This window comes from Anoxybacillus pushchinoensis (genome assembly GCF_900111795.1).
GTDB classification, from domain to species: domain Bacteria; phylum Bacillota; class Bacilli; order Bacillales; family Anoxybacillaceae; genus Anoxybacillus; species Anoxybacillus pushchinoensis.
In genome coordinates this window covers 35,079-55,050 of record NZ_FOJQ01000014.1, presented here as the reverse complement: position 1 = coordinate 55,050, position 19,972 = coordinate 35,079, and the positions used below count along the sequence as shown (strand labels likewise).

The following is a 19,972-nucleotide window of genomic DNA, read 5'->3' as shown; positions in this document are numbered from 1 at the left end:
ACAACCGTTTGCACTTCTTTTAGGGCAGGTTGATGTTCGTACTCTGTGAGAATAGAAATATAGTATTTTCCTGTTTTGGTTTTCGTGATCGTACAAGACTTGATGATATGGTGGGCAGGAATTTCCCGATGTGGCTTGAGCTTGATCCATTTCAGTTTGGGCAGCTTGATATAGCCATCTGAAAGCTTGATGTTGCCATTTACCACATTTGTGGTGTACGACTGTTTCGCCTTGCGGTTTTTGAACTTGGGAAATCCAGCACGGCCAGAAAAGAAGTGTTGAAACGCTTTCTGCAAATTTAGTTGAGCATTTGCCAGCGCAAGGCTGTCCACTTCTTTTAGCCAAGGAAACTCCTTTTTGTACTTGGCAGGGGTCGGAAATGTTTGGTGTTTCAAGGATTCTTGATCGTCCTTGGACTTTTCAAACATTTGTATGCGCTCTTCAAGCATTTTGTTATACACAAAACGGACACAGCCGAAGGTTTTGGCGAGCAGTTGTTCTTGTTCTTTTGTTGGGTATAGGCGGAACTGATAGGCTTTGTTTGCCATATCGACACCACATCACTTCATACCTTGATTTTCTATATATTCTTTTATTACTTCAATGGGCGCACCACCCGTTGTAAGCAGGCAAAAGCTTCTTGACCAAAAATATTCTTTCCACAGTTTTCTTTTCACTTGCGGAAAATGCTTTTTGATCAGTCGAGAACTTGCACTTTTATAGGCATTGATGAACTTTGATAATTCACTATTTGGATGTGCTTTGAACAAAATATGCACATGGTCCATATCGTGATTCCATTCGACCAAGGAAATATTGTAATTTTTACCCAATCTCACAAACATATCTTTTGCATAGTCAGATATGGTATCATCAATCACTTGTCTGCGATATTTTACAACCAGCACAAGATAATAATACAATAGGAACAATGAATGGTTATTATTGTCTAATTTCATTGATACAATGGCCTTCCATTTTTCTAAAACTGATTATATCATAACACACAAAAAAGATACAATTTTAGGCTATACCTAACCGAAATTCATCCCCCACTTTCACTTCGTTTAGAAGTGGGAGACTTCTTTCGGAGGGAAGTTAAATAACCGCCAAAACGTTGCACTTTAACACGAAAACCTGTTTGATTTTCCATGTTCTCTCCTCCTCGTTTTCATTTTTGTCTTGCTATAGCTTAATATTAAAACGCTTACAGATTGTGTTCAATGTAAAGTAAACATCATTTTGTCTGTCACAATCTTGTCATTTTTAAAAAACAGAAAGAGGAAAAAACATTTCTCAACCATTCCCATCTTTAGTTTGCCTCATTGCTGTAAAAACTAATGATGCATGAGGATGGTACATGCTAAGGAGGGATGAACAAATGATAACGAAACTGACGAAATCCATTGTTGTTTTAAGTTTGTTGACCATTGTCGGTTGTAACAACGCAATGGATATGAATAACCGTTCAAACATTTCTGCTTTGCATACAACGCTATCAAGCGATCAATATCCGCATACAAAAGCGATATTGATTCAAGAGGCTCGCTATAAATTTGTTCCAATTGATCCGAAAGACGCGGCAAATTTGCGATCCCTAACCGAACAGCAAAGAATGTATATGCAACCAAGACCTTATACGCCAGCACCAAACGCGTATCAACGTCCAAATCAAGTAACACCAACACAACCGAACAGACAAACACAACAACCAGCTCAGCAGCAACCAAGACAGACAACACCAACAACAAGTATTAGCCAATATGCACAACAAGTCATTGATTTGACAAATAGAGAACGTGCTCGGGCCGGGCTTCCAGCCTTACGTGCTGATGCCCAACTTAGCTTTGTCGCTCAGAAAAAATCGGAAGATATGCGAAAAAATAATTATTTCTCGCACACAAGCCCAACATATGGCTCCCCATTTGATATGATGCGCGATTTTGGTGTTTCTTATCGAACAGCTGGGGAAAACATCGCAAAAGGGCAGCGAACACCCCAAGAGGTTGTCAATGCATGGATGAATAGCGCAGGACATCGAGCGAACATTTTAAATCGCAATTTCACACATATTGGCGTCGGATTTGACGGAAACGGGAATTATTGGACACAAATGTTTATTGGGAAATAAGAAACTCGCCGTCTCGGTGTGAGGCGGCGGGTCTTCTCACTGCTCAACAATTTTCTCTAACAACGCATCGCCTGATTGACTGACGCGTACATACGCAAAGCGAGCACGTTGCTGTATATCTAATCCTGTCTTCTCCGGAACAAAGTACGTTTCAATTCCGTAAATGATCGTGTTTCCATATATATTCCCATTCACTAACACATCGCTCTCGCGGTACAAATGCGGATTGCGCTTCTTTCCATTAACCGAATAAATACCGACAAATCGATGAACCCCCGTATCGTCTTTTCGTAAAATGACTTGAACTTTGCCCCATTCATCAATCCCTTCAATTGTTGAAATATCGTACTGAAGACGAACATAATCTCCTTGAATAAGTGAACGTGGATCGATGGGCTCAAGCTGCAGTTTGATTTGCTCACCATGCCGAATATGTCGTTCCTTATCAAATGTCACATACGCGATAAATACAACTTGTAAGGTGATGACGACCAAAAGGGGTAACCATTTTTGTTCACGGACGGAAAACGAAATCGCTTTTCTTTTTTGTACAAATGTAGCAACGATCAATAAACATACCCCAACAATCGCTAACGTCATGGATTTATGCAATAAACTCCAAAGCCACTCATAATACTTTAGAATCAAAAACAAAAAAGTATATAACCAAGCAATCGATTGTTCCTTTTCATTTGTACGGAAAAAGAGAACAAAGGCAACAAAGCAAAGAAACAGTACGTTCCATACAACATACGTCCAATCCATCTCAACTAAATCAGCACTCGTCAATAACAGAAACGAAGTGAATGAAAAAATGAGGAACACGAGTCGCTCATACGTATGTTTTGTAACCCAATAAATAATGCCGTAAAAAACAAATACAGCAAATAACGTGAAACGAATGTCGCTCCATTCAGCAAGCATCATCATAGCAGCGTAAAGCGAAACAGCGATATTCGTCATCGTTCGTACACCTGCTGGCATACGCCATGAAATAAGAAACAAGACAGCGACATATGCACTCATCACAATCAAGGAAACCTCAGTTACACTAAACGCCCCAAGTATATATCCAATCGCAAGCAACGTGTAACGAACAACATCATTTTGTCTTTTCCATAATAATGCGGGTGTAACAAATAGCAAAATACATATGCTTAGCAATACATACGGTGAAAACGCATCGAACCAAAACGAAAGAAGCTGCATAATACTTCCAACAGCAATCATCGATGCAACGACGGTGACAATGATTTGAAAAGCAACGATAAAAAATTTCTCTACCTTTCCATTACTACGTTTTGTCATCCATCGCAATCCGTAAATACCGATATAGACGATGATGACAGCTAGCACAAGACCGAATATATACCCATTCCCACCAAAATACTGCTCAACAAACCGAAAATATTGAATGATCCCAAACATACCTGTAAACAATACTGTGCATATAAAATATGGCTGTTTTTTTACATATAACAAAAACAATACGAAAAGGATGGTATACACGTATGGCCAAAAGCGAAATTGCTCAAATGATATTCCTTGTATAAAGATAACAAACAGCCAACTATGCATCGCCATATAAGCGAGAATAGAAAGTAGAGATGGACGACTGAACAATGCAACGATGCCATTGATGATCACAAAAAACAATAAAATGAAAAATGACGTCCATTCTCCCCTTTCAATGTGATACGAAGAAGGAAAGTAGTAAAACCAAAACGTTAGTTGAAGCAATCCGAGGCTAAACACAACAAGAAATCGGTCGCGAGTAAGCCGAGCAAAAATAGAAGTAGGAATAAGCCAAACAAAAAACAATAAAAAGCTATCAGCATGTGAGTTATACACTTGCCCGATTAACGCAACACAAACACCAAATGTAATGGCTCCGAAAATAAACAACCATCTGCTTAATAAATGAGAATGAAAAACAGTCGCGCTCATAACATAAAATAAAACCATAAAGCTAGCTGCAATACTAACTTTCGTCAATCGTCCAAGTTCAGGCCAATTCGAAGCGAAAAAATAAACAAACGCGGCAGCGAGGAACAAAAGCCCAAGCAAGTAGGTTGTTTTCACAATGCGTTGCGCCATATAACGGCCTCCTTAAACTTCGCTTTCTTACCATTATACTATAGTTGGAGACCGCACGTATACGTCATTTATCAATATACCCAAGCCGCTCAGAAATTTGTTTTCCAATCGCTTTCATTTGTATGCGAAGTTGTTCTAGTCGTTCATCCGTCATACGAATCGTCGGCCCAGACACACTGACTGCTGCAACAACTTGCTTTGTGTGATCAAAAATAGGCACAGCTATACAACGGATGCCGTACTCGTTTTCCTCTAAATCAAGCGCATAACCGGCTTCACAAACACGCTTTAACTCGCTGAGAAACATACGTTGATCTGTAATCGTATAATCAGTATGTGGTGGTAATCCTTTTCTTTTTAAAATGTCCATTACAACATGCTTGGGCAAATGTGCTAAAATCGCCTTACCGACGGCTGTGCAATGCATCGGTGCTCGCTTTCCGACTTTTGAATGCATGCGTAATGTTTCATTCCCGTCTAACTTTTCAATGTAAATGACCTCCCCTTGATCGTACACGACAAGGTGAACAACTTCGTTCGTTATTTGTTCGAGCTTGCGTAAATACGGTTTTGCTTCTTTTCGTAAATCGATCGATTCTAACAACTTCGAGCTCATTTCTAAAAATTTATAGCCAAGTTTATAACGCTCTGTTTCTTCATCTTGTTCAATATACCCATGCTCAACAAGCGTTGATAATAACCGATACACCGAGCTTTTATGAATGCCAATTTGCTTAGCAATTTCGGTTACCCCTACGCCATGACGATAGTTGCTTACCATATCGACAATTTGCAATGCTCGGCTGACTGATTTCACAAACGAATCTTCCCTCATTACATTTCCCACCTTTAACATAATAACGAGGGCACTCGTATAGAATGCCCTCCATCTTACTATTGTTTTACATGTGCATATTTTGCTTTTGCTTCTAAACGGCGGCGATGTAAGATTGGCTCCGTATAGCCATTTGGCTGTTCGTACCCTTTAAAAACGAGGTCGCACGCTGCTTGGAAAGCAACTGAGTTGTCATAATCAACCGACATCGGCCGATATGCTGGGTCGTCTGCATTTTGTTCATCAACAACTTTCGCCATTCGCTTTAACGTTTCAAGTACTTGCTCTTTCGTACAAATGCCATGATGCAACCAGTTGGCAATATGTTGACTTGAAATACGCAACGTTGCACGATCTTCCATGAGACCGATGTTATGAATATCCGGTACTTTCGAACACCCAATCCCTTGATCAATCCAACGAACGACGTAACCGAGAATACCTTGTGCGTTGTTATCCAACTCTTGTTGAATTTCCTCTGGTGTCCATCGTGGATGAATCGCGACAGGAATTTGTAATATGTCGTCACGATAATTTTTTATATGTTTTCTCAACTCATCTTGCACCGCAAATACGTCGACCTTATGATAATGGAGTGCATGTAACGTCGCTGCTGTTGGGGACGGCACCCACGCTGTATTCGCTCCTGCTTGCGGATGAGCAATTTTTTGTTTTAACATTTCGGCCATCATATCAGGCATTGCCCACATGCCTTTACCAATTTGAGCGCGTCCTTGAAAGCCTGTCGCCAATCCCACACTAACGTTTGATTTTTCATAGCTTTGCAGCCATGTCGATGATTTCATTTCGTTTTTCCGAATCATCGGACCCGCTTCCATGGACGTATGAATTTCATCTCCTGTGCGATCTAAAAAGCCTGTATTAATAAAAACAATTCGATCTCTTACTTGATAAATACAATTTTTTAAATTCAACGTTGTCCGTCGTTCTTCATCCATTACACCAATTTTAATCGTGTTTCGTTCAAGACCGAGCATATCTTCCACACGATCAAATAATTCGTTCGCAAATGCTACTTCTTCTGAACCGTGCATTTTCGGCTTTACAATATAAATGGAACCTTTTCTTGAATTGACGTATTTTCCATTACCAAGAAGCGAATGCTTCATAATTAACGTCGTCACAACCGCATCTAAAATGCCTTCATACATTTCTTCTCCGTTTTCAAGCAAAATTGTATTGTTTGTCATTAAATGTCCGACGTTGCGTACAAACATAAGCGACCGTCCTGGCAATGTGAGCGTCTCGCCACTTGGCGTTGTATATACACGATCTGGATTTAATTCGCGCGTAACGGTTTTGTTTCCTTTTGTAAAGCTCGCCGTTAAGTCACCACGAACTAAGCCGAGCAAATTGCGATATACAAGCACTTTATCTTCCGCGTCTACTGCGGCAACGGAATCTTCACAATCCATAATCGTTGTTAAAGCTGACTCTAAATAAACGTCCTTAATACCTGCTGGATCCGTCTGTCCAATTGGATGAGTACGATCAATTTGTATTTCAATATGTAGGCCGTTGTTTTTTAATAAAATAGCGGATGGTTGTGTTGGCGAACCTTGATATCCGACAAATTTTTCCTCATGTTGTAACGTTGTCGTTTGTCCATCTCTCGTTGTCACAGTTAGCACACCGTTTACAACGGCGTATTGAACGGCATCTTTGTGCGAATATCCGCGGAGTGGTACCGCTTCATCCAGAAAGGCACGAACGTAAGCGATAACTTTTTCCCCACGTATCGGATTGTATCCTTTTCCGCGCTCTGCACCATCTTCTTCACTAATGACATCTGTTCCATACAACGCATCGTACAAACTTCCCCAACGGGCATTGGCTGCATTGAGCGCGTAACGTGCGTTTGTAACCGGAACAACAAGTTGTGGCCCCGCTTGTTTAGCAATTTCATCATCGACATTTTCTGTCGTAATTTCAAAGTCCTCGACTTCCGGCTCTAAATAGCCGATTTCCTGTAAAAATGATTTATATTGTTCAAAATTGAACTGCGAACGATGTTGTTTATGCCATTCATGAATTTTTTCTTGCAGCTCATCGCGCTTCGCAAGCAACGCTTTATTTTTTGGTGTTAATTCGACGATAAGCTGTTCAAAATCGCCCCAAAACTTATTTGTATCTACCCCACTATTCGGCAACACTTCATTTGTCATAAAATCATAAAAAATATCAGCTACCTGTAGACGACCTATTTTCACATATTCCCCCATCATCATTCCCCTTTCTTTTGTTGCGTATTATGAAACAATGTTTCAAATTTATTAATAATATCATAGCATACAAAAACAGAAAATTTCAACATTTTTTCTTATAATGAATAAAGGCGAGAAAAGTCCCGCCTTACTTGTAAATCCCATATTTTATAATGTTCACATATTCATCTAACTCTTGCATAACCAAATCTACATGTTCAATTGGATGATATTGTTTATTTTTTTATACAATTGCATGTACTTATTCGATAATTGTTCAACGATCAACATCGTCATGCGCACGACAGTTTCAGCACATACGTTATTACGCAATACTTCCTTCTGCAGTTTCAATCCTCACCCAGCTTTTATGCTGGGTGCAACACAAGCCTAAACGCAAGCGCACAATACGGAAAAATTTTCAATCTCAAGATATAGACTTAAATCACCAGAAATAAAAAAGGCTGAAAAAGTTCACAGTTCTCGTGAACTTTTTCAGCGCTCTCCACCTACATAGAAAAAAACTATTTCGCAAATACATGGTTTCCAATCACAACTGTCACTTGGCGCGAGCGGATCCATTCGCTTTTCGCCGTCTTTGGATTGTAAAAGTACAACGAACCACTTCCTAACCCGCGAAAAGCAATGGCTTCTTCAACCGCTCGATATGCTTCACGATCTGCTGGTTTGTTAATCTCTCCATTTTGTACAGGAGTGAACGCATAATATCCCCCAGAACGTTCATAAATGACTTGACGAATCGTATTCGGGAAATTCGGATGATCGACACGGTTCAAAACGACAGTTGCCACCGCTACTTTTCCTGCAAACGGCTCTCCTTTTGCTTCCGCATGAACGAGGCGAGCTAACAAATCTTTATCGGCTTGAGAAATAGGTTGCGGAATACGCAACGCTTCACCAACGAATAAAATATCGGATTGTTTTTGATTGATTCGTTGGAGTTCTAGCAATGAAACATTGTAACTTTTTGCAATCGTCCAAAACGTTTCCCCTTGTTTTACATAATGAACTGTCGTTTGTGCAGCTACTTCAGTTGTTGAAAAACAAAAAGCTGCTACAAAGACAGAAGCAAGTGCTAGCAATTTCCTCATATTATCCCTCCTAGTCCGTTGCTCGCTTATAAGACTAGCAGGGATTTAGCAATCTATCATTATCTAATTTATGGAAAAATCTCAAAATACATGGTATGCAACGATCGGGACGGCATATGGAAATTTATTCATTTATTAAACTTCTTTAGCCCTTCACCAAAAGTTGTACTTGATTTTTTACAACACACTCTACTGACGTTTGTGAGAAACAATCAGCAAATCAATGATACTCTCACATTCTTGTTCAGAAGCGCGAATCATTTGTCAAGTACATGTCGCGGTAATAAACCGTTTCTTTCCATTTATGTAATTGTTCTATTCCTTTTTGCAGTTTTTCGTCTACAAGATGGGCATCTTCAATGTGTTTTATAATCATATTTCTTGCATCAACAAAGAGAGATGTTGACTGTTCAATCTTTTTCATGACGTCTTTCGAGTATTTATGTTGTGTTCGTATCTCATGTAAAACATCCTCAATATGTTTTTGTACTCCATGGATGATCAATAAAATATTTGTTAATTTTTCCGACGCTTGATCGCTCCGTTTCATTGCAGATTGAATCAAAGCGGATATCGTTTCAGTTTGATGCAACGATTGCTTGATTTCATGCTGAACCACCTGTGTTAACATAGTAATCGATTCTGTGCTTTTCGCCGTGCTTTCTGCCAACTTACGCACTTCAGCAGCAACAACAGAGAACCCCCTCCCATGTTCACCTGCCCTCGCTGCTTCAATAGAGGCATTTAGTGCTAATAAATTCGTTTGATTCGCAATCTCCTTGATAACTTGTACTATTTCTTCTATCTCTTTTGACCTTATGTTTAGCCCTTCCATTTTATTCGATGTTACATCCATTTCATCACCAAGGCGATGCATTAACTTTTCTACTTCATTAACCATTTGTAGCCCTTCCTCTGAACATTGCACCATTTCCATCGCTGAAGCTGTCAATTCTGTTCCTTTATCAAGCAATGTTTCGGAAATTTTGCTAGAATCTTTACTTAATTGATTCACACTATTAAATTTACCTTTAATTTCTTCAACAAGATTCTCTAGTACATTATGTTGACCATTAACTAACTCATGTTGTTGCATGGTCGCTAAAATTTCGTCATATAGATATTGAATGAACCGTTGAAAAGCCTCTTCCCGCTTTCTTAACCTATGTTTTACTTCCTTTAACTCCTCTTCTAACTGCTTTTTTTCTTCTTCTAGCTGTCTTATATCATTTATTCGTTGCAATAATCTCATTCTTTTCCCTCCTCATATTTCCTAATTGTTATTGTAGTGGAAATTGTCCAAAACAGTTGTGACGTCTATCACATTCGTTCTTTACAAAAAACAACTGGCATGAATTGTTCAAAATCTTCTCGAATGTGTGATGCACATCACAACTTCATAAATTAAAAGCAGTTATGCTTACATTGTAAAAGCAAAATTCGAGATGGAGGGTAAAAAACATGGAAAAGATATTTACAGCACAATCAACTGTTGGTGAAATCGTTACTTTGTTCCCAAAAGCAAGTGATCTGTTTAAGACATATAAAATTGATTTTTGTTGTGGTGGAAATCGCCCCTTGTGTGACGTACTTACTGAAAAACAATTGGAGGTAGATGTTATTTTACAACAACTCCAGTCCATGTATGAAAAGTCACTTGAAAAGGTAGAAAAAAACTGGCTTGATGTTCCGCATACAGAATTAATTGAGCATATTATTCAAACGCACCATCAATTTTTGTTAGAAGAACTACCAAAGCTTACCCCTTATGTAACAAAAGTTGCGCGTGTTCACGGCCCAACACAGACGCACCTAATTCAGGTGCACCAGCTGTTCCATGAGTTAAAAATCGAGTTAGAACAACACCTAATGAAAGAAGAAAAAGATGTATTTCCACTTATTATACAATTTGAAAAACATCCAACAGAAGAAAATAGACAAATGATGATACGAGCAATCGAAGAGCTTATTGCTGAGCATGAACATGCCGGGGATATAATAAAGAACATACGAGAGATCACAAATGACTTTACCCCCCCTGTCGATGCTTGTGGAACATATCGTCTAGTGTATAATCGACTCGAAGCACTAGAAGATGACTTGTTTACCCACATTCATTTAGAAAATAATATTTTATTTCCACGCATTCTTACCGAATAATATTTAAGGACACGATAAATCGTCTGGAAAATTTGTTTATTAATTGATAATAACGCGTGTATAATCATGAAAAATAAAATAGGGTGTCCAAATACTCTTTGGGCACCTCATCCATAGTTTTTCTCTCCCCCATTCCACAATATACAACATATCATCTATTCAAGTAATAAAGTGGAATATTTCACACATACACAAGTCGCATAAACGGCCATATACGAAAAAATAAAAACTATACCAACATATGAACCGTGTTCATAAATTTGCGGTAAACTACCCTTCAACAATCACCAGCCTCAAAGAGGTAAAACTGTCGTTAATAACATTCTTACAATTAATACCTTTTTTTTGCGAAAAGGATCGGCTAACAATCCAATCAAAACGCAAAGAGGCAATCCCACCTACAATAATTCTAGGCGTTGCTGTTCTCCTCATCATACAGAATTCCGGAAAAAAATCATAAATTTTATCACATTTTTACACTGCCCTTTTTCGTTCATTTCGTTCCTAATTGTAGCGCTTAAAAAACAGATGTTATGTGGGGTATCGCAAACATTTGTTATGATTTTTATCACATATTCACAAAAAGTTATGATTCTTGTCACAGCTTTTCAATAGAAAACAACGTAAAATCTTGCTTAGAAATTCTATAAGGAGCGGACGATATGATGGGTGATTGGATTAAAACGAGGCTGAAAAATGTCGTGCTTTTTCGGGAATTATCTGATCAAGAACTTGAAGCAATCGTTAAGATTTCTCAAGTGCGCATCTATAAACCACGGACATTTGTCTTTATGCAAGCCGATCCACTAGAGCGAGTTTTTTTTATTCAATCCGGGACGATCAAAATTTATAAAACAGACGCAAGCGGAAAAGAGCAAATTGTATCAATTTTACAAACGGGCGAGATGTTCCCTCACGCTGGTTTTTTCCGTCGAGGGAGCTATCCAGCTCATGCGGAAGTGATGGAAGAAGCAACACTCATCTCCATTCCCATAGCTGACTTTGAACAGACGCTTATTTCCTATCCAGAACTATGTATAAAATTATTCCGCGTTATGGGTGAAAAAATTATCGACTTGCAAAATCGCTTAGAAGAACAAATTCTCCATAATACGTACGAACAAATTATTTTGCTTCTCTTGCGGCTCTCGAGAACAAACGCGGTCTTGCAAGGGCGCCATCATCGCTTAACGACACATTTTACCAACCGTGAACTCGCCAATATGATTGGAACATCGCGCGAAACAATGAGTCGTACGCTCAGCCACTTGAAACGTAAGGGGTTTATCGATCTTGATGACAATGGCTACTATTTAATTGATGCAGAAAAGTTGGAAAAAGAGATCTTTTATAACCTGTGATCAAGATCACAACGTTCGTGAATGAAAATGACTATCATAGAAAATGAAAAGAAGATGAAAGGGTGGGCGTGATGGGAAAAATCGTGGAGTTAGATGTTCGTGATGATTTGCAGAAAAAATTAGAACCATTCCAAAAGATTATGGATGCTGTTCAGGGACTTGAATATGTATATCCTCCCGCCAAGCCTATAACGGCACTAAGTAAAAAAATAAATAGTGACTGTTTCATTTTCTCACCTCTTTTCATTTTTCCTTCACATCTATCATAATGTCTTACATAAAATTCAAGTTGTGCTACAAATCACTTGACGATGGAATTTTTTGAACAAATGATGACATATTAATCGTTGACAACTTACTTTTCGTAAGTTTATAATTATCTTGAAGTCAAGATAAAGGTTGATGCGTATGAATCAAAACGAGCAAACATTATCGTTAAAACTATTCGTTGTTCTTTCTAGGGCACATAAAGCCGTATCCGAACATGTTAAGCATGACATCCAACGTTACGGACTAAACCCAACAGAATTCGGTGTTCTCGACTTGTTATATCATAAAGGAGCGCAACCGATTCAACAAATAGGTGACAAAATTTTACTCACTAGTGGAAGTATGACATATGTCGTCGACAAACTCGAAGAAAAAGGATATATTGTCCGGCAACGTTGTGAAAAAGATCGGCGCATTACGTACGCTGTTATTACTGACGAAGGAAAAGCACTAATGGATCACATTTTTCCGCAACACGCCCAAAGAATGTCGGATATTTTCCGTTCTTTATCTACAGAGGAAAAAGAATTAGCTATTCACTTGCTCAAAAAGATAGGTCTTTCATTGTCGCCTTTCTAAAGGCCTATCGCACAACTTTTATCTTGAAATCAAGATATATGAAAGGAGAGATCATCATGATGCACATTGGTATTTTACTTATTCGTTTCGCTGTTGGTTTAACGTTTGTCGGTCATGGGGCTCAAAAGTTGTTTGGATGGTTCGGGGGATACGGCTTAAAAGGAACAGGTGGGTGGCTTGAGTCCATTGGGTTAAAACCGGGAGTGACAATGGCACTCATTGCTGGCCTAGCGGAGTTCGTTGGGGGATTGTTGTTTGCCCTCGGGCTGTTCACCCCATTTGCAGCTTTGTTGCTCGCTGCTACAATGGTCGTCGCTATCGTAAAAGTGCACGCTCCGAACGGATTTTGGGTCACTCAAAATGGCTTTGAGTACAACTTTATTTTGATTGTTGTTGTGATCGGTATCGCGCTCATCGGTGCAGGCGACTATTCACTCGATGCACTCATAAAGTAAGACTCATAAAGTAAGAAAGGAGATTGTTCCATGATTCATGTATATCCTGGACATAAACGGTTTCAATCAAACCACGGTTGGCTACAAAGCTATTTTAGTTTTTCATTCGCTGAATACTTTGATCGAAACAATATGCACTTTGGTCCATTACGCGTATTTAATGATGATATCATCGCGCCACAACGTGGTTTTGGAGCGCACCCTCATCAAGAAATGGAGATTGTGACAGTCGTCTTAAAGGGACAGCTCGAACATCACGATAATCTAGGCAATCATCGCATCATTTCATTCGGTGAAGTACAACGGATGACAGCCGGAACAGGCATTGTACATTCAGAAATGAATCCATCTGCTACAGAAGAAGTCAATCTTCTACAACTTTGGTTTCTACCTGAAGCACGCGGCCTTACCCCGTCATATGAACAAGTTTCATACGATATTCAAAAAATGAAGAACCGTTTATTGCCTATTGTTTCGAAAACACAGGCCGGAAATGAAGTTGCCTACATTCATCAAGACATAACGATGTATTTATCTAATCTAGAAAGTAACCAGCACGTTACATTCCAACAACAAGAAGGACGTCGAATATATTTGTTTGTTATCGAGGGGGAGATTACGTTAAACGACGAAACGATATTACACCGTCGTGACGCCGCCCGTATAACAAATACGCCAATATTGCATATTACCGCAAAAGCGGATAGCCAATTTATGCTTATCGACTTACCATAGTTGCCAACTTGCCTAGAAAAACGGGCAAGCTGGATTGATGTCTATATGCTTTTTCATTACTTTAACATGCGAATGCATGACCTTTTTACACAGTCCCAAAAAGAAAAAATGCCCGTTCGCCTTATTGAACGGGCATCTGTATAGCCACAAGCGATACTTACGTTTCCTTAGGTAGCCAAAATGTCAAGACACCAAATAAGGGAAGGAAACTACACATAACCATAAGTGTTTTTAACGTATACACATCAGCAATTTTTCCAAGTGCAACCGCTCCAAGCGCCCCCATCCCAAACGCAAGACCAACAATTAATCCTGAAGCCATCCCAACATTTCCTGGAAGCAATTCTTGTGCATAGACGACAAACGTAGCAAAACTAGACGATAAAATAAAGCCTGTAACAAAAACAATTGGCAAAACAAAATGAAGTGGCACATATGGCAAAATGAGCGCAAACGGTGCCGTACCGAGCGTGGATGCAAAAATTAAATTTCGTCTCCCAAATCGATCAGCAAGCGGACCGCCAAAAACGGTACCGATCGCTCCAGCAATCATAAAAACAAACAAATAAAGTTGCGCTTGACGAATAGAAATACCGTAATACTTCATTAAGTAAAACTGATAGTAATTCGAAATTCCTGCATAATACCATGAGCGTGCAAATACTAAAAGAACTAGGAGAATAAGTGCAAATATAATCTTTTGACTTATTTGTTTCTTTTCTTCCATCGTTTCCTTTCGGCGTTCGTTCACTTGATGCAATTGAACAGCATACCACTTCGACACCCAAAATAAAACAACCATCCCAAGCGCCGCAACAATGACAAACCAACCTGCTCCCTTTTGACCAAATGGAACAAAAATGAGCGCTGTAAACAATGGTGCAAGAGCGTTGCCTGTATTTCCGCCAAGTTGATAAATGGATTGAGCGAACCCCCTTCTCGCCCGAGCGGCAAAATAAACGACGCGCGAACCTTCTGGATGAAATATAGCTGAACCAAATCCAATGAATAAAACGGACAATAACACAAAGAAAAAATTAGGTGCAAACGCTAATCCAATCATACCTAATAGGCTCGCTCCCATACTAAGCGGCAAAAAGCTCGGCGATGGATACCGATCGGAAAACAATCCGACAACCGGCTGTAGGATAGACGAAGTCATATTCAGCGTAAATGCAATCCAACCAATTTGTGTATAAGATAAGCGCATGGATGATTCTAAAATCGGAAATAGCGCTGGCACCACAGCTTGCATAGCATCATTCAATAAATGACCAATACTAATGGCAATTAAAATCGGATAAACGACTGTTTGCATATTTGTGCGTTGTTCAACACTTGCTTGCATCTTCCTCTCTCCCTAGAAAACAAATTGAATATTTACATTATAATACCTTCTGTCAATCTTTCAATTTTTTTGCCTGTTTATAAAAAAGCGCCCTATCTTACTGATAAGGCACTTGTTCTCCTAATTGATCCTTTAGAAAAGTCCGCGTGCGTTTCCATGTTCGTCGATATCCATCTGAAGTGCTGCTGGTTGTTTCGGCAAGCCTGGCATCGTCATGACATCCCCTGTTAAGGCGACGAGAAATCCAGCGCCAATCGACGGTTTTAATTCGCGCACTGTAATCGTGAAATCGGTCGGGCGGCCAAGCTTTGTTGGGTCATCGGAAAGCGAATATTGCGTCTTTGCTATGCAAATCGGGAGCTTGTCCCACCCAAACGATGTAAATTGTTCGATTTGCTTTTTCGCCTTGTCAGAAAAAGAAACGTCGCTTGCACCATAAACATTGCGCGCGATTTTTTGAATTTTATCCGTAATCGGTTCATCTAATTCGTATAACGGAGTGTACGTGCTTTTTGTATTTTCAATCGCTTCCAGTACTTTACGAGCTAAATCAATTCCGCCATCCCCACCTTTTTCCCACACTTCCGTTAACGACACAGGATATCCTTTTTCCTCACAAAATGCCGTCAATGCTTGAATTTCCTTCTCTGTATCAGTCATGAAACGGTTAATCGCAACAACAAAAGGCAAGCCAAACGCTTGAATCGTTTCAATATGTTTTTCTAAATTGGCTAATCCTTTTTTTAATGCTTCGACATTTTCGCTCGCTAGCTGTTGTTTCCCTACCCCACCGTGCATTTTTAACGCCCGAATCGTTGCGACGATGACAACAGCTTTCGGTTCAATTTCTGCCATGCGCGCTTTGATATGTAAAAATTTCTCCGCACCTAAATCCGCACCAAATCCCGCCTCTGTCACAACATAGTCCCCAAGCTTTTGCGCCATTTTTGTTGCGATAACGCTATTGCATCCGTGAGCAATATTGGCAAACGGGCCACCGTGCACAAGCGCAGGGACATGTTCTACTGTTTGGACTAAATTCGGCTTTAATGCATCTTTTAGTAAAAGCGTGAGCGCTCCCTCGGCGCCAAGATCAGCTACGGTCACAGGTTGACGATCCACGTTATATGCCACAACCATTTTTGCTAAACGTCTTTTTAAATCTTGCAAATCGGTTGCTAAGCAAAACACCGCCATGATTTCAGAGGCAACGGTAATATCGAATCCGTCCTCGCGTGGCACGCCTTGCGTCGGTCCGCCTAATCCGACCACGACTTTACGTAGTGCACGGTCATTCAAGTCAACTGCTCGCTTCCAAACGATGCGGCGCGTATCGATTCGTAATTCATTTCCTTGGTGAATGTGGTTGTCAATAAACGCAGCTAAGGAGTTGTTCGCGGTCGTAATCGCATGTAAGTCTCCTGTAAAGTGCAAATTAATATCTTCCATCGGCAACACTTGTGAATACCCTCCACCTGTCGCACCGCCTTTTATTCCCATCGTCGGACCAAGGGAAGGTTCCCGCATCGCAATTATCACTTTTTTACCCATTTTATGTAATGCTTGACCAAGCCCGACAGTGACCGTCGATTTTCCCTCTCCCGCTGGCGTTGGATTAATCGACGTCACTAAGATGACTTTACCATCTTGTTTCGTCGCTAACCGCTTCAGTGCATGAAGGGAAATTTTCGCTTTATAATGCCCATACGGTTCAATCTCTTCTTCTAACAAATCCAGTTCACTTGCAATGTCTTGAATGCGCTTTAATTTCGTTTCTTGGGCAATTTCAATGTCTGTTTTAATCTTCGTCGTCATTGTCATCGTTCAGTCCCCCAGTATAAAAATAATCCCCCCTTATTTTAGCACGGTGGTATGAAAAGATGACAGAGCTTAAGCAATGAAAAAACACTTTTTCAGCAATCGCCAAAAAAGTGTTTTCGTCAATTACGGCAACCGATGACCTGCCGTACGATAGATTTCGTACCACTCTTGTCGAGAGAGTTGCACATGGCTTGCTTGGCAAATGTCTTTTAAGCGAGCAGAGTTTGTTGTGCCAACGATCACTTGCATGTTCGCTGGATGGCGCAAAATCCAAGCGACAGCAATCGCTGACTTGCTTACTCCTTTTTCCTCCGCTAGCTGTCCGAGTACTTCATTAACTTCTGGAAATTTTTCGTTGTCAATAAACACTCCTTCGAAAAAGCCGTATTGGAACGGAGACCATGCTTGGAGGGTGATATTTTTTAGGCGATAATATTCTAAAATATGTCCGTCGCGGTTCATTGCTCCATCAAATAGCGTATTTGCTTGAATGCCGCTTGTCACTAAATTCGCATGCATCCTAACACAATTTCTGAGGCTATTAGCCCAAAGTTACCAATGTTTATTTGTTTCATCCTATTTCGCGCAGGAGACTCCCACTTCAACGACCAAAGGGAGTAAGTGGGAGAGGAATGCGCGTTCCCCCTTTCTTTTGTGTATGATATAATAAAGGCGTGGAGAAAACCGTTCAATAAAGGCACTCCAATAACTGCTACTCGATGTATGGAGTTGGTTACAGGAAACGTTGTAACCGTAAAACATCGAACGTGGGTCCGTCTGTTGTGTGTGGAAGCCAAGTACTGCCAACAGACACACCGAGAGAATCGGTAACGATGCAGGCATGACCTGCGTCGTTGGGTAGTCGTCAACCTGCCCCTGATGCAACCCCAAGTCAAGGAAGGAGGACGAAGTCCGTTTGCACTTCTGGGGAGTTTGCAAGCCCTCACTTCAAGCGTTAGCTAAGTTGGGGTAGTTGACTTGTCCATCCTCCCTTTTTACTTCCGCTTTGAAGCTGCTTCTATGGCGAACTGTGCTCCGATTAACTCAATAACACATAAAATAAAAATATACAATATACCCATAAAATTCTCCTCCCTTATGCTTTTGACGCAAGCATAAGGTATGAAACGCGTTTCGATGCAATATGTTTTTAAAATTTTTCTGCTATACGTCGAATGAAGACAAGTGAAGCGATTGCCAAAAAAGCAAAGATTGTTTCGATCACCCAAACATTCGAAATGATTTTCACTTGATATAACGCAGGGACGACATCAATTAACGTATGAATCAAAATCGCATACACCACATAACGGAATTGTCCTTTCCGAACCCCGTATAAAACAAGAAGCGAAAGCGCAACATGAATCACTATCGCAAATGTTCGCTCTATACCACCTAATACATACATCCAATCCGGCTGATTCAACATCGATTGAATCATGTCGATTTGCGTAGCTGGAAGCGAGGCAGCAACTTGCTCAAAATCACCTGTTTGAACGAGATGAGAAATGACCATCATGTTCACAGCGCTAAAAGCACCAATTAGCACAGCTTCCATTCCTCCATGTCCTAAGCCAAATGATAGCCCGTCCCCATACGATCGATTGTTTTTTAACATGAAACGAAATCCAACATATCTCCCTATCTCTTCAAATACTCCGGCTGCTAAAGCTCCGTAAGCGACAAACGCCCAAACGCTACTTGTTCCTTTTAGTGATGTGCCGCTCGGATCAATTACGAGAAAGTGAAGCATCTTCTCTAACACTTGTGAAAATAAAACAAAAATAAGCAAGCCGACACCGAACGCTTTCCAAGAAAGCCATCCTTTTTTTCGTCCATATATGATAAGTGCAAAAGGAACAATCAAAGAAAGAAACAACTGAATAGACATCCCAACCAAATCGATCTCCCCTTTCATTTACGCGAAAATAAATACGACTGGATAAACAAATACATCGTGCCACCAAATACGATGATCATAAGAAAAATAAAGCGCCACACACTTGTTACAAATATCGTGAACATAATCAATACACCCATGATAACAAACACTTTTCCACCGACACGGTGCGTTTTTTGCCAAACTACTTCATTTTCTAACGTCCAAGGGGTGCGAATGCCAATGAAATAATTCGGTTTAATTTTCGGCATATAATTGCCAAGGACAATGAACAACATTCCAACTCCAATCGGCACAACGACATCGACTTGCACAGGAATTCCGATATTATACGCAAGCGTCACCACATGTATGCTAAATAAAAACAAAACAAATACATGTAAAAAAATACGATATACTTTTTCAAATTTCTCGTAGTTTTCTTTGCGTGGATCCACTTTCGGCAAAAAGACGATGAGAGCAACAATTCCTGTTAACAAAATCGGAAGTAATAACGCGCCCCACCATTTGTTTGTAAAGCCGTCAGCTTCCCCTGCAGCATTCCAATGAATCGCTACTTCACTTGGCAAAAAAGGGATCGCTAATAAGCTCAATACATAGCTGCATGCAATGAGAATAATAATAAATAAGTGCTTTTTCATGATTCATCACCTTCTTTTTGTAATATGTCATAAAACCAGCTCATTAAATCTTGGAACACCGTTGTGTTTAATGAATAATAAATATGCTGACCAACTCGGCGATCTTCCACTAAATCGGCTTGTTTTAATATTTTTAAGTGATGGGAAACACTCGGCTTTTGCATATCGAAATGTTCAGCAATTTCCCCTGCTGTTAAGTCCCCTTTTTTTAATAAAGAAAGAATTTTTCTTCGGTTCGGATCGGCAATCGCTTTAAACGCTTCGTTAAACGACATCCTTTTTCACCTACTTTCTTTTAGATA

At 40.0% G+C, this 19,972-nt stretch carries 21 protein-coding genes; 7 read left to right on the top strand and 14 right to left on the bottom strand.

Features of this window, described 5'->3' with window-relative positions; all coding sequences use genetic code 11:
- The coding region (locus BM213_RS05955; protein ID WP_167357378.1) for an RNA-guided endonuclease TnpB family protein at positions 1 to 548 on the bottom strand (548 nt) is incomplete at its 3' end.
- A 12-nt stretch (positions 549 to 560) separates the two neighbouring features.
- Entirely contained in the window at positions 561 to 959 is a 399-nt protein-coding gene (tnpA, locus tag BM213_RS05950) for an IS200/IS605 family transposase (protein WP_091701930.1), read from the bottom strand.
- 422 nt (positions 960 to 1,381) lie between these two features.
- On the opposite strand from tnpA, the gene BM213_RS05945 reads away from it, so the two are divergent.
- On the top strand, positions 1,382 to 2,131 hold the full coding sequence (locus tag BM213_RS05945) for a CAP domain-containing protein (RefSeq protein WP_091701928.1): 750 nt from the start codon (positions 1,382 to 1,384) through the stop codon (positions 2,129 to 2,131).
- A 36-nt stretch (positions 2,132 to 2,167) separates the two neighbouring features.
- On the opposite strand, the gene BM213_RS05940 is transcribed toward BM213_RS05945, so the two are convergent.
- From BM213_RS05940 to BM213_RS05915, 6 genes are all read right to left on the bottom strand, one after another.
- Entirely contained in the window at positions 2,168 to 4,228 is a 2,061-nt protein-coding gene (locus BM213_RS05940; protein WP_091701925.1) for a GDYXXLXY domain-containing protein, read from the bottom strand.
- A 64-nt stretch (positions 4,229 to 4,292) separates the two neighbouring features.
- Positions 4,293 to 5,063 (bottom strand): IclR family transcriptional regulator, encoded by a 771-nt coding sequence (locus BM213_RS05935; RefSeq protein WP_167357377.1) that lies wholly within the window; start codon positions 5,061 to 5,063, stop codon positions 4,293 to 4,295.
- Between the two features lie 59 nt (positions 5,064 to 5,122).
- A complete protein-coding gene (locus BM213_RS05930; RefSeq protein ID WP_091701920.1) occupies positions 5,123 to 7,306 on the bottom strand; it encodes a malate synthase G in 2,184 nt (727 codons plus the stop codon).
- 192 nt (positions 7,307 to 7,498) lie between these two features.
- Positions 7,499 to 7,642, bottom strand: a complete 144-nt coding sequence (locus tag BM213_RS05925; protein WP_244149201.1) for a hypothetical protein — start codon at positions 7,640 to 7,642, stop codon at positions 7,499 to 7,501.
- A 170-nt stretch (positions 7,643 to 7,812) separates the two neighbouring features.
- Positions 7,813 to 8,400 (bottom strand): cell wall hydrolase, encoded by a 588-nt coding sequence (locus tag BM213_RS05920; protein ID WP_003397426.1) that lies wholly within the window; start codon positions 8,398 to 8,400, stop codon positions 7,813 to 7,815.
- A gap of 244 nt (positions 8,401 to 8,644) precedes the next feature.
- Positions 8,645 to 9,652 (bottom strand): methyl-accepting chemotaxis protein, encoded by a 1,008-nt coding sequence (locus BM213_RS05915; protein ID WP_091701917.1) that lies wholly within the window; start codon positions 9,650 to 9,652, stop codon positions 8,645 to 8,647.
- Between the two features lie 209 nt (positions 9,653 to 9,861).
- Here BM213_RS05915 and ric point away from each other — a divergent pair, with 209 nt between their 5' ends.
- The 6 genes from ric to BM213_RS05880 all read left to right on the top strand — a co-directional run bounded on the left by ric (position 9,862) and on the right by BM213_RS05880 (position 13,960).
- Entirely contained in the window at positions 9,862 to 10,560 is a 699-nt protein-coding gene (gene ric / locus BM213_RS05910; protein ID WP_091701915.1) for an iron-sulfur cluster repair di-iron protein, read from the top strand.
- Positions 10,561 to 11,225: 665 nt separating this feature from the next.
- A complete protein-coding gene (locus BM213_RS05905; protein ID WP_003397430.1) occupies positions 11,226 to 11,921 on the top strand; it encodes a Crp/Fnr family transcriptional regulator in 696 nt (231 codons plus the stop codon).
- Positions 11,922 to 11,992: 71 nt separating this feature from the next.
- Positions 11,993 to 12,190, top strand: a complete 198-nt coding sequence (locus BM213_RS14925; RefSeq protein WP_244149200.1) for a hypothetical protein — start codon at positions 11,993 to 11,995, stop codon at positions 12,188 to 12,190.
- Between the two features lie 139 nt (positions 12,191 to 12,329).
- Positions 12,330 to 12,770, top strand: coding sequence for a MarR family winged helix-turn-helix transcriptional regulator (locus BM213_RS05890; RefSeq protein ID WP_167357376.1), 441 nt, complete (start codon positions 12,330 to 12,332; stop codon positions 12,768 to 12,770).
- 56 nt (positions 12,771 to 12,826) lie between these two features.
- Positions 12,827 to 13,225, top strand: a complete 399-nt coding sequence (locus BM213_RS05885) for a DoxX family protein (RefSeq protein ID WP_091701909.1) — start codon at positions 12,827 to 12,829, stop codon at positions 13,223 to 13,225.
- 30 nt (positions 13,226 to 13,255) lie between these two features.
- Entirely contained in the window at positions 13,256 to 13,960 is a 705-nt protein-coding gene (locus BM213_RS05880) for a pirin family protein (RefSeq protein ID WP_091701906.1), read from the top strand.
- Positions 13,961 to 14,117: 157 nt separating this feature from the next.
- Here BM213_RS05880 and BM213_RS05875 read toward each other — a convergent pair whose 3' ends face one another.
- The 6 genes from BM213_RS05875 to BM213_RS05845 form a co-directional block, all read right to left on the bottom strand.
- Positions 14,118 to 15,308, bottom strand: a complete 1,191-nt coding sequence (locus BM213_RS05875) for an MFS transporter (RefSeq protein WP_091701903.1) — start codon at positions 15,306 to 15,308, stop codon at positions 14,118 to 14,120.
- A 132-nt stretch (positions 15,309 to 15,440) separates the two neighbouring features.
- Positions 15,441 to 17,129, bottom strand: a complete 1,689-nt coding sequence (locus BM213_RS05870; protein WP_091701900.1) for a formate--tetrahydrofolate ligase — start codon at positions 17,127 to 17,129, stop codon at positions 15,441 to 15,443.
- A gap of 123 nt (positions 17,130 to 17,252) precedes the next feature.
- Entirely contained in the window at positions 17,253 to 17,648 is a 396-nt protein-coding gene (locus BM213_RS05865; protein ID WP_244149199.1) for an aldo/keto reductase, read from the bottom strand.
- A 631-nt stretch (positions 17,649 to 18,279) separates the two neighbouring features.
- Positions 18,280 to 19,047, bottom strand: coding sequence for a YhfC family intramembrane metalloprotease (locus BM213_RS05855; protein ID WP_091701897.1), 768 nt, complete (start codon positions 19,045 to 19,047; stop codon positions 18,280 to 18,282).
- Entirely contained in the window at positions 19,044 to 19,670 is a 627-nt protein-coding gene (locus BM213_RS05850; protein WP_091701894.1) for an SdpI family protein, read from the bottom strand. The genes BM213_RS05855 and BM213_RS05850 overlap by 4 nt, the downstream gene beginning before the upstream one ends.
- On the bottom strand, positions 19,667 to 19,945 hold the full coding sequence (locus tag BM213_RS05845; RefSeq protein WP_003397448.1) for an autorepressor SdpR family transcription factor: 279 nt from the start codon (positions 19,943 to 19,945) through the stop codon (positions 19,667 to 19,669). Before BM213_RS05845 ends, BM213_RS05850 begins: the two co-directional genes overlap by 4 nt.
- Positions 19,946 to 19,972 lie beyond the last annotated feature (27 nt).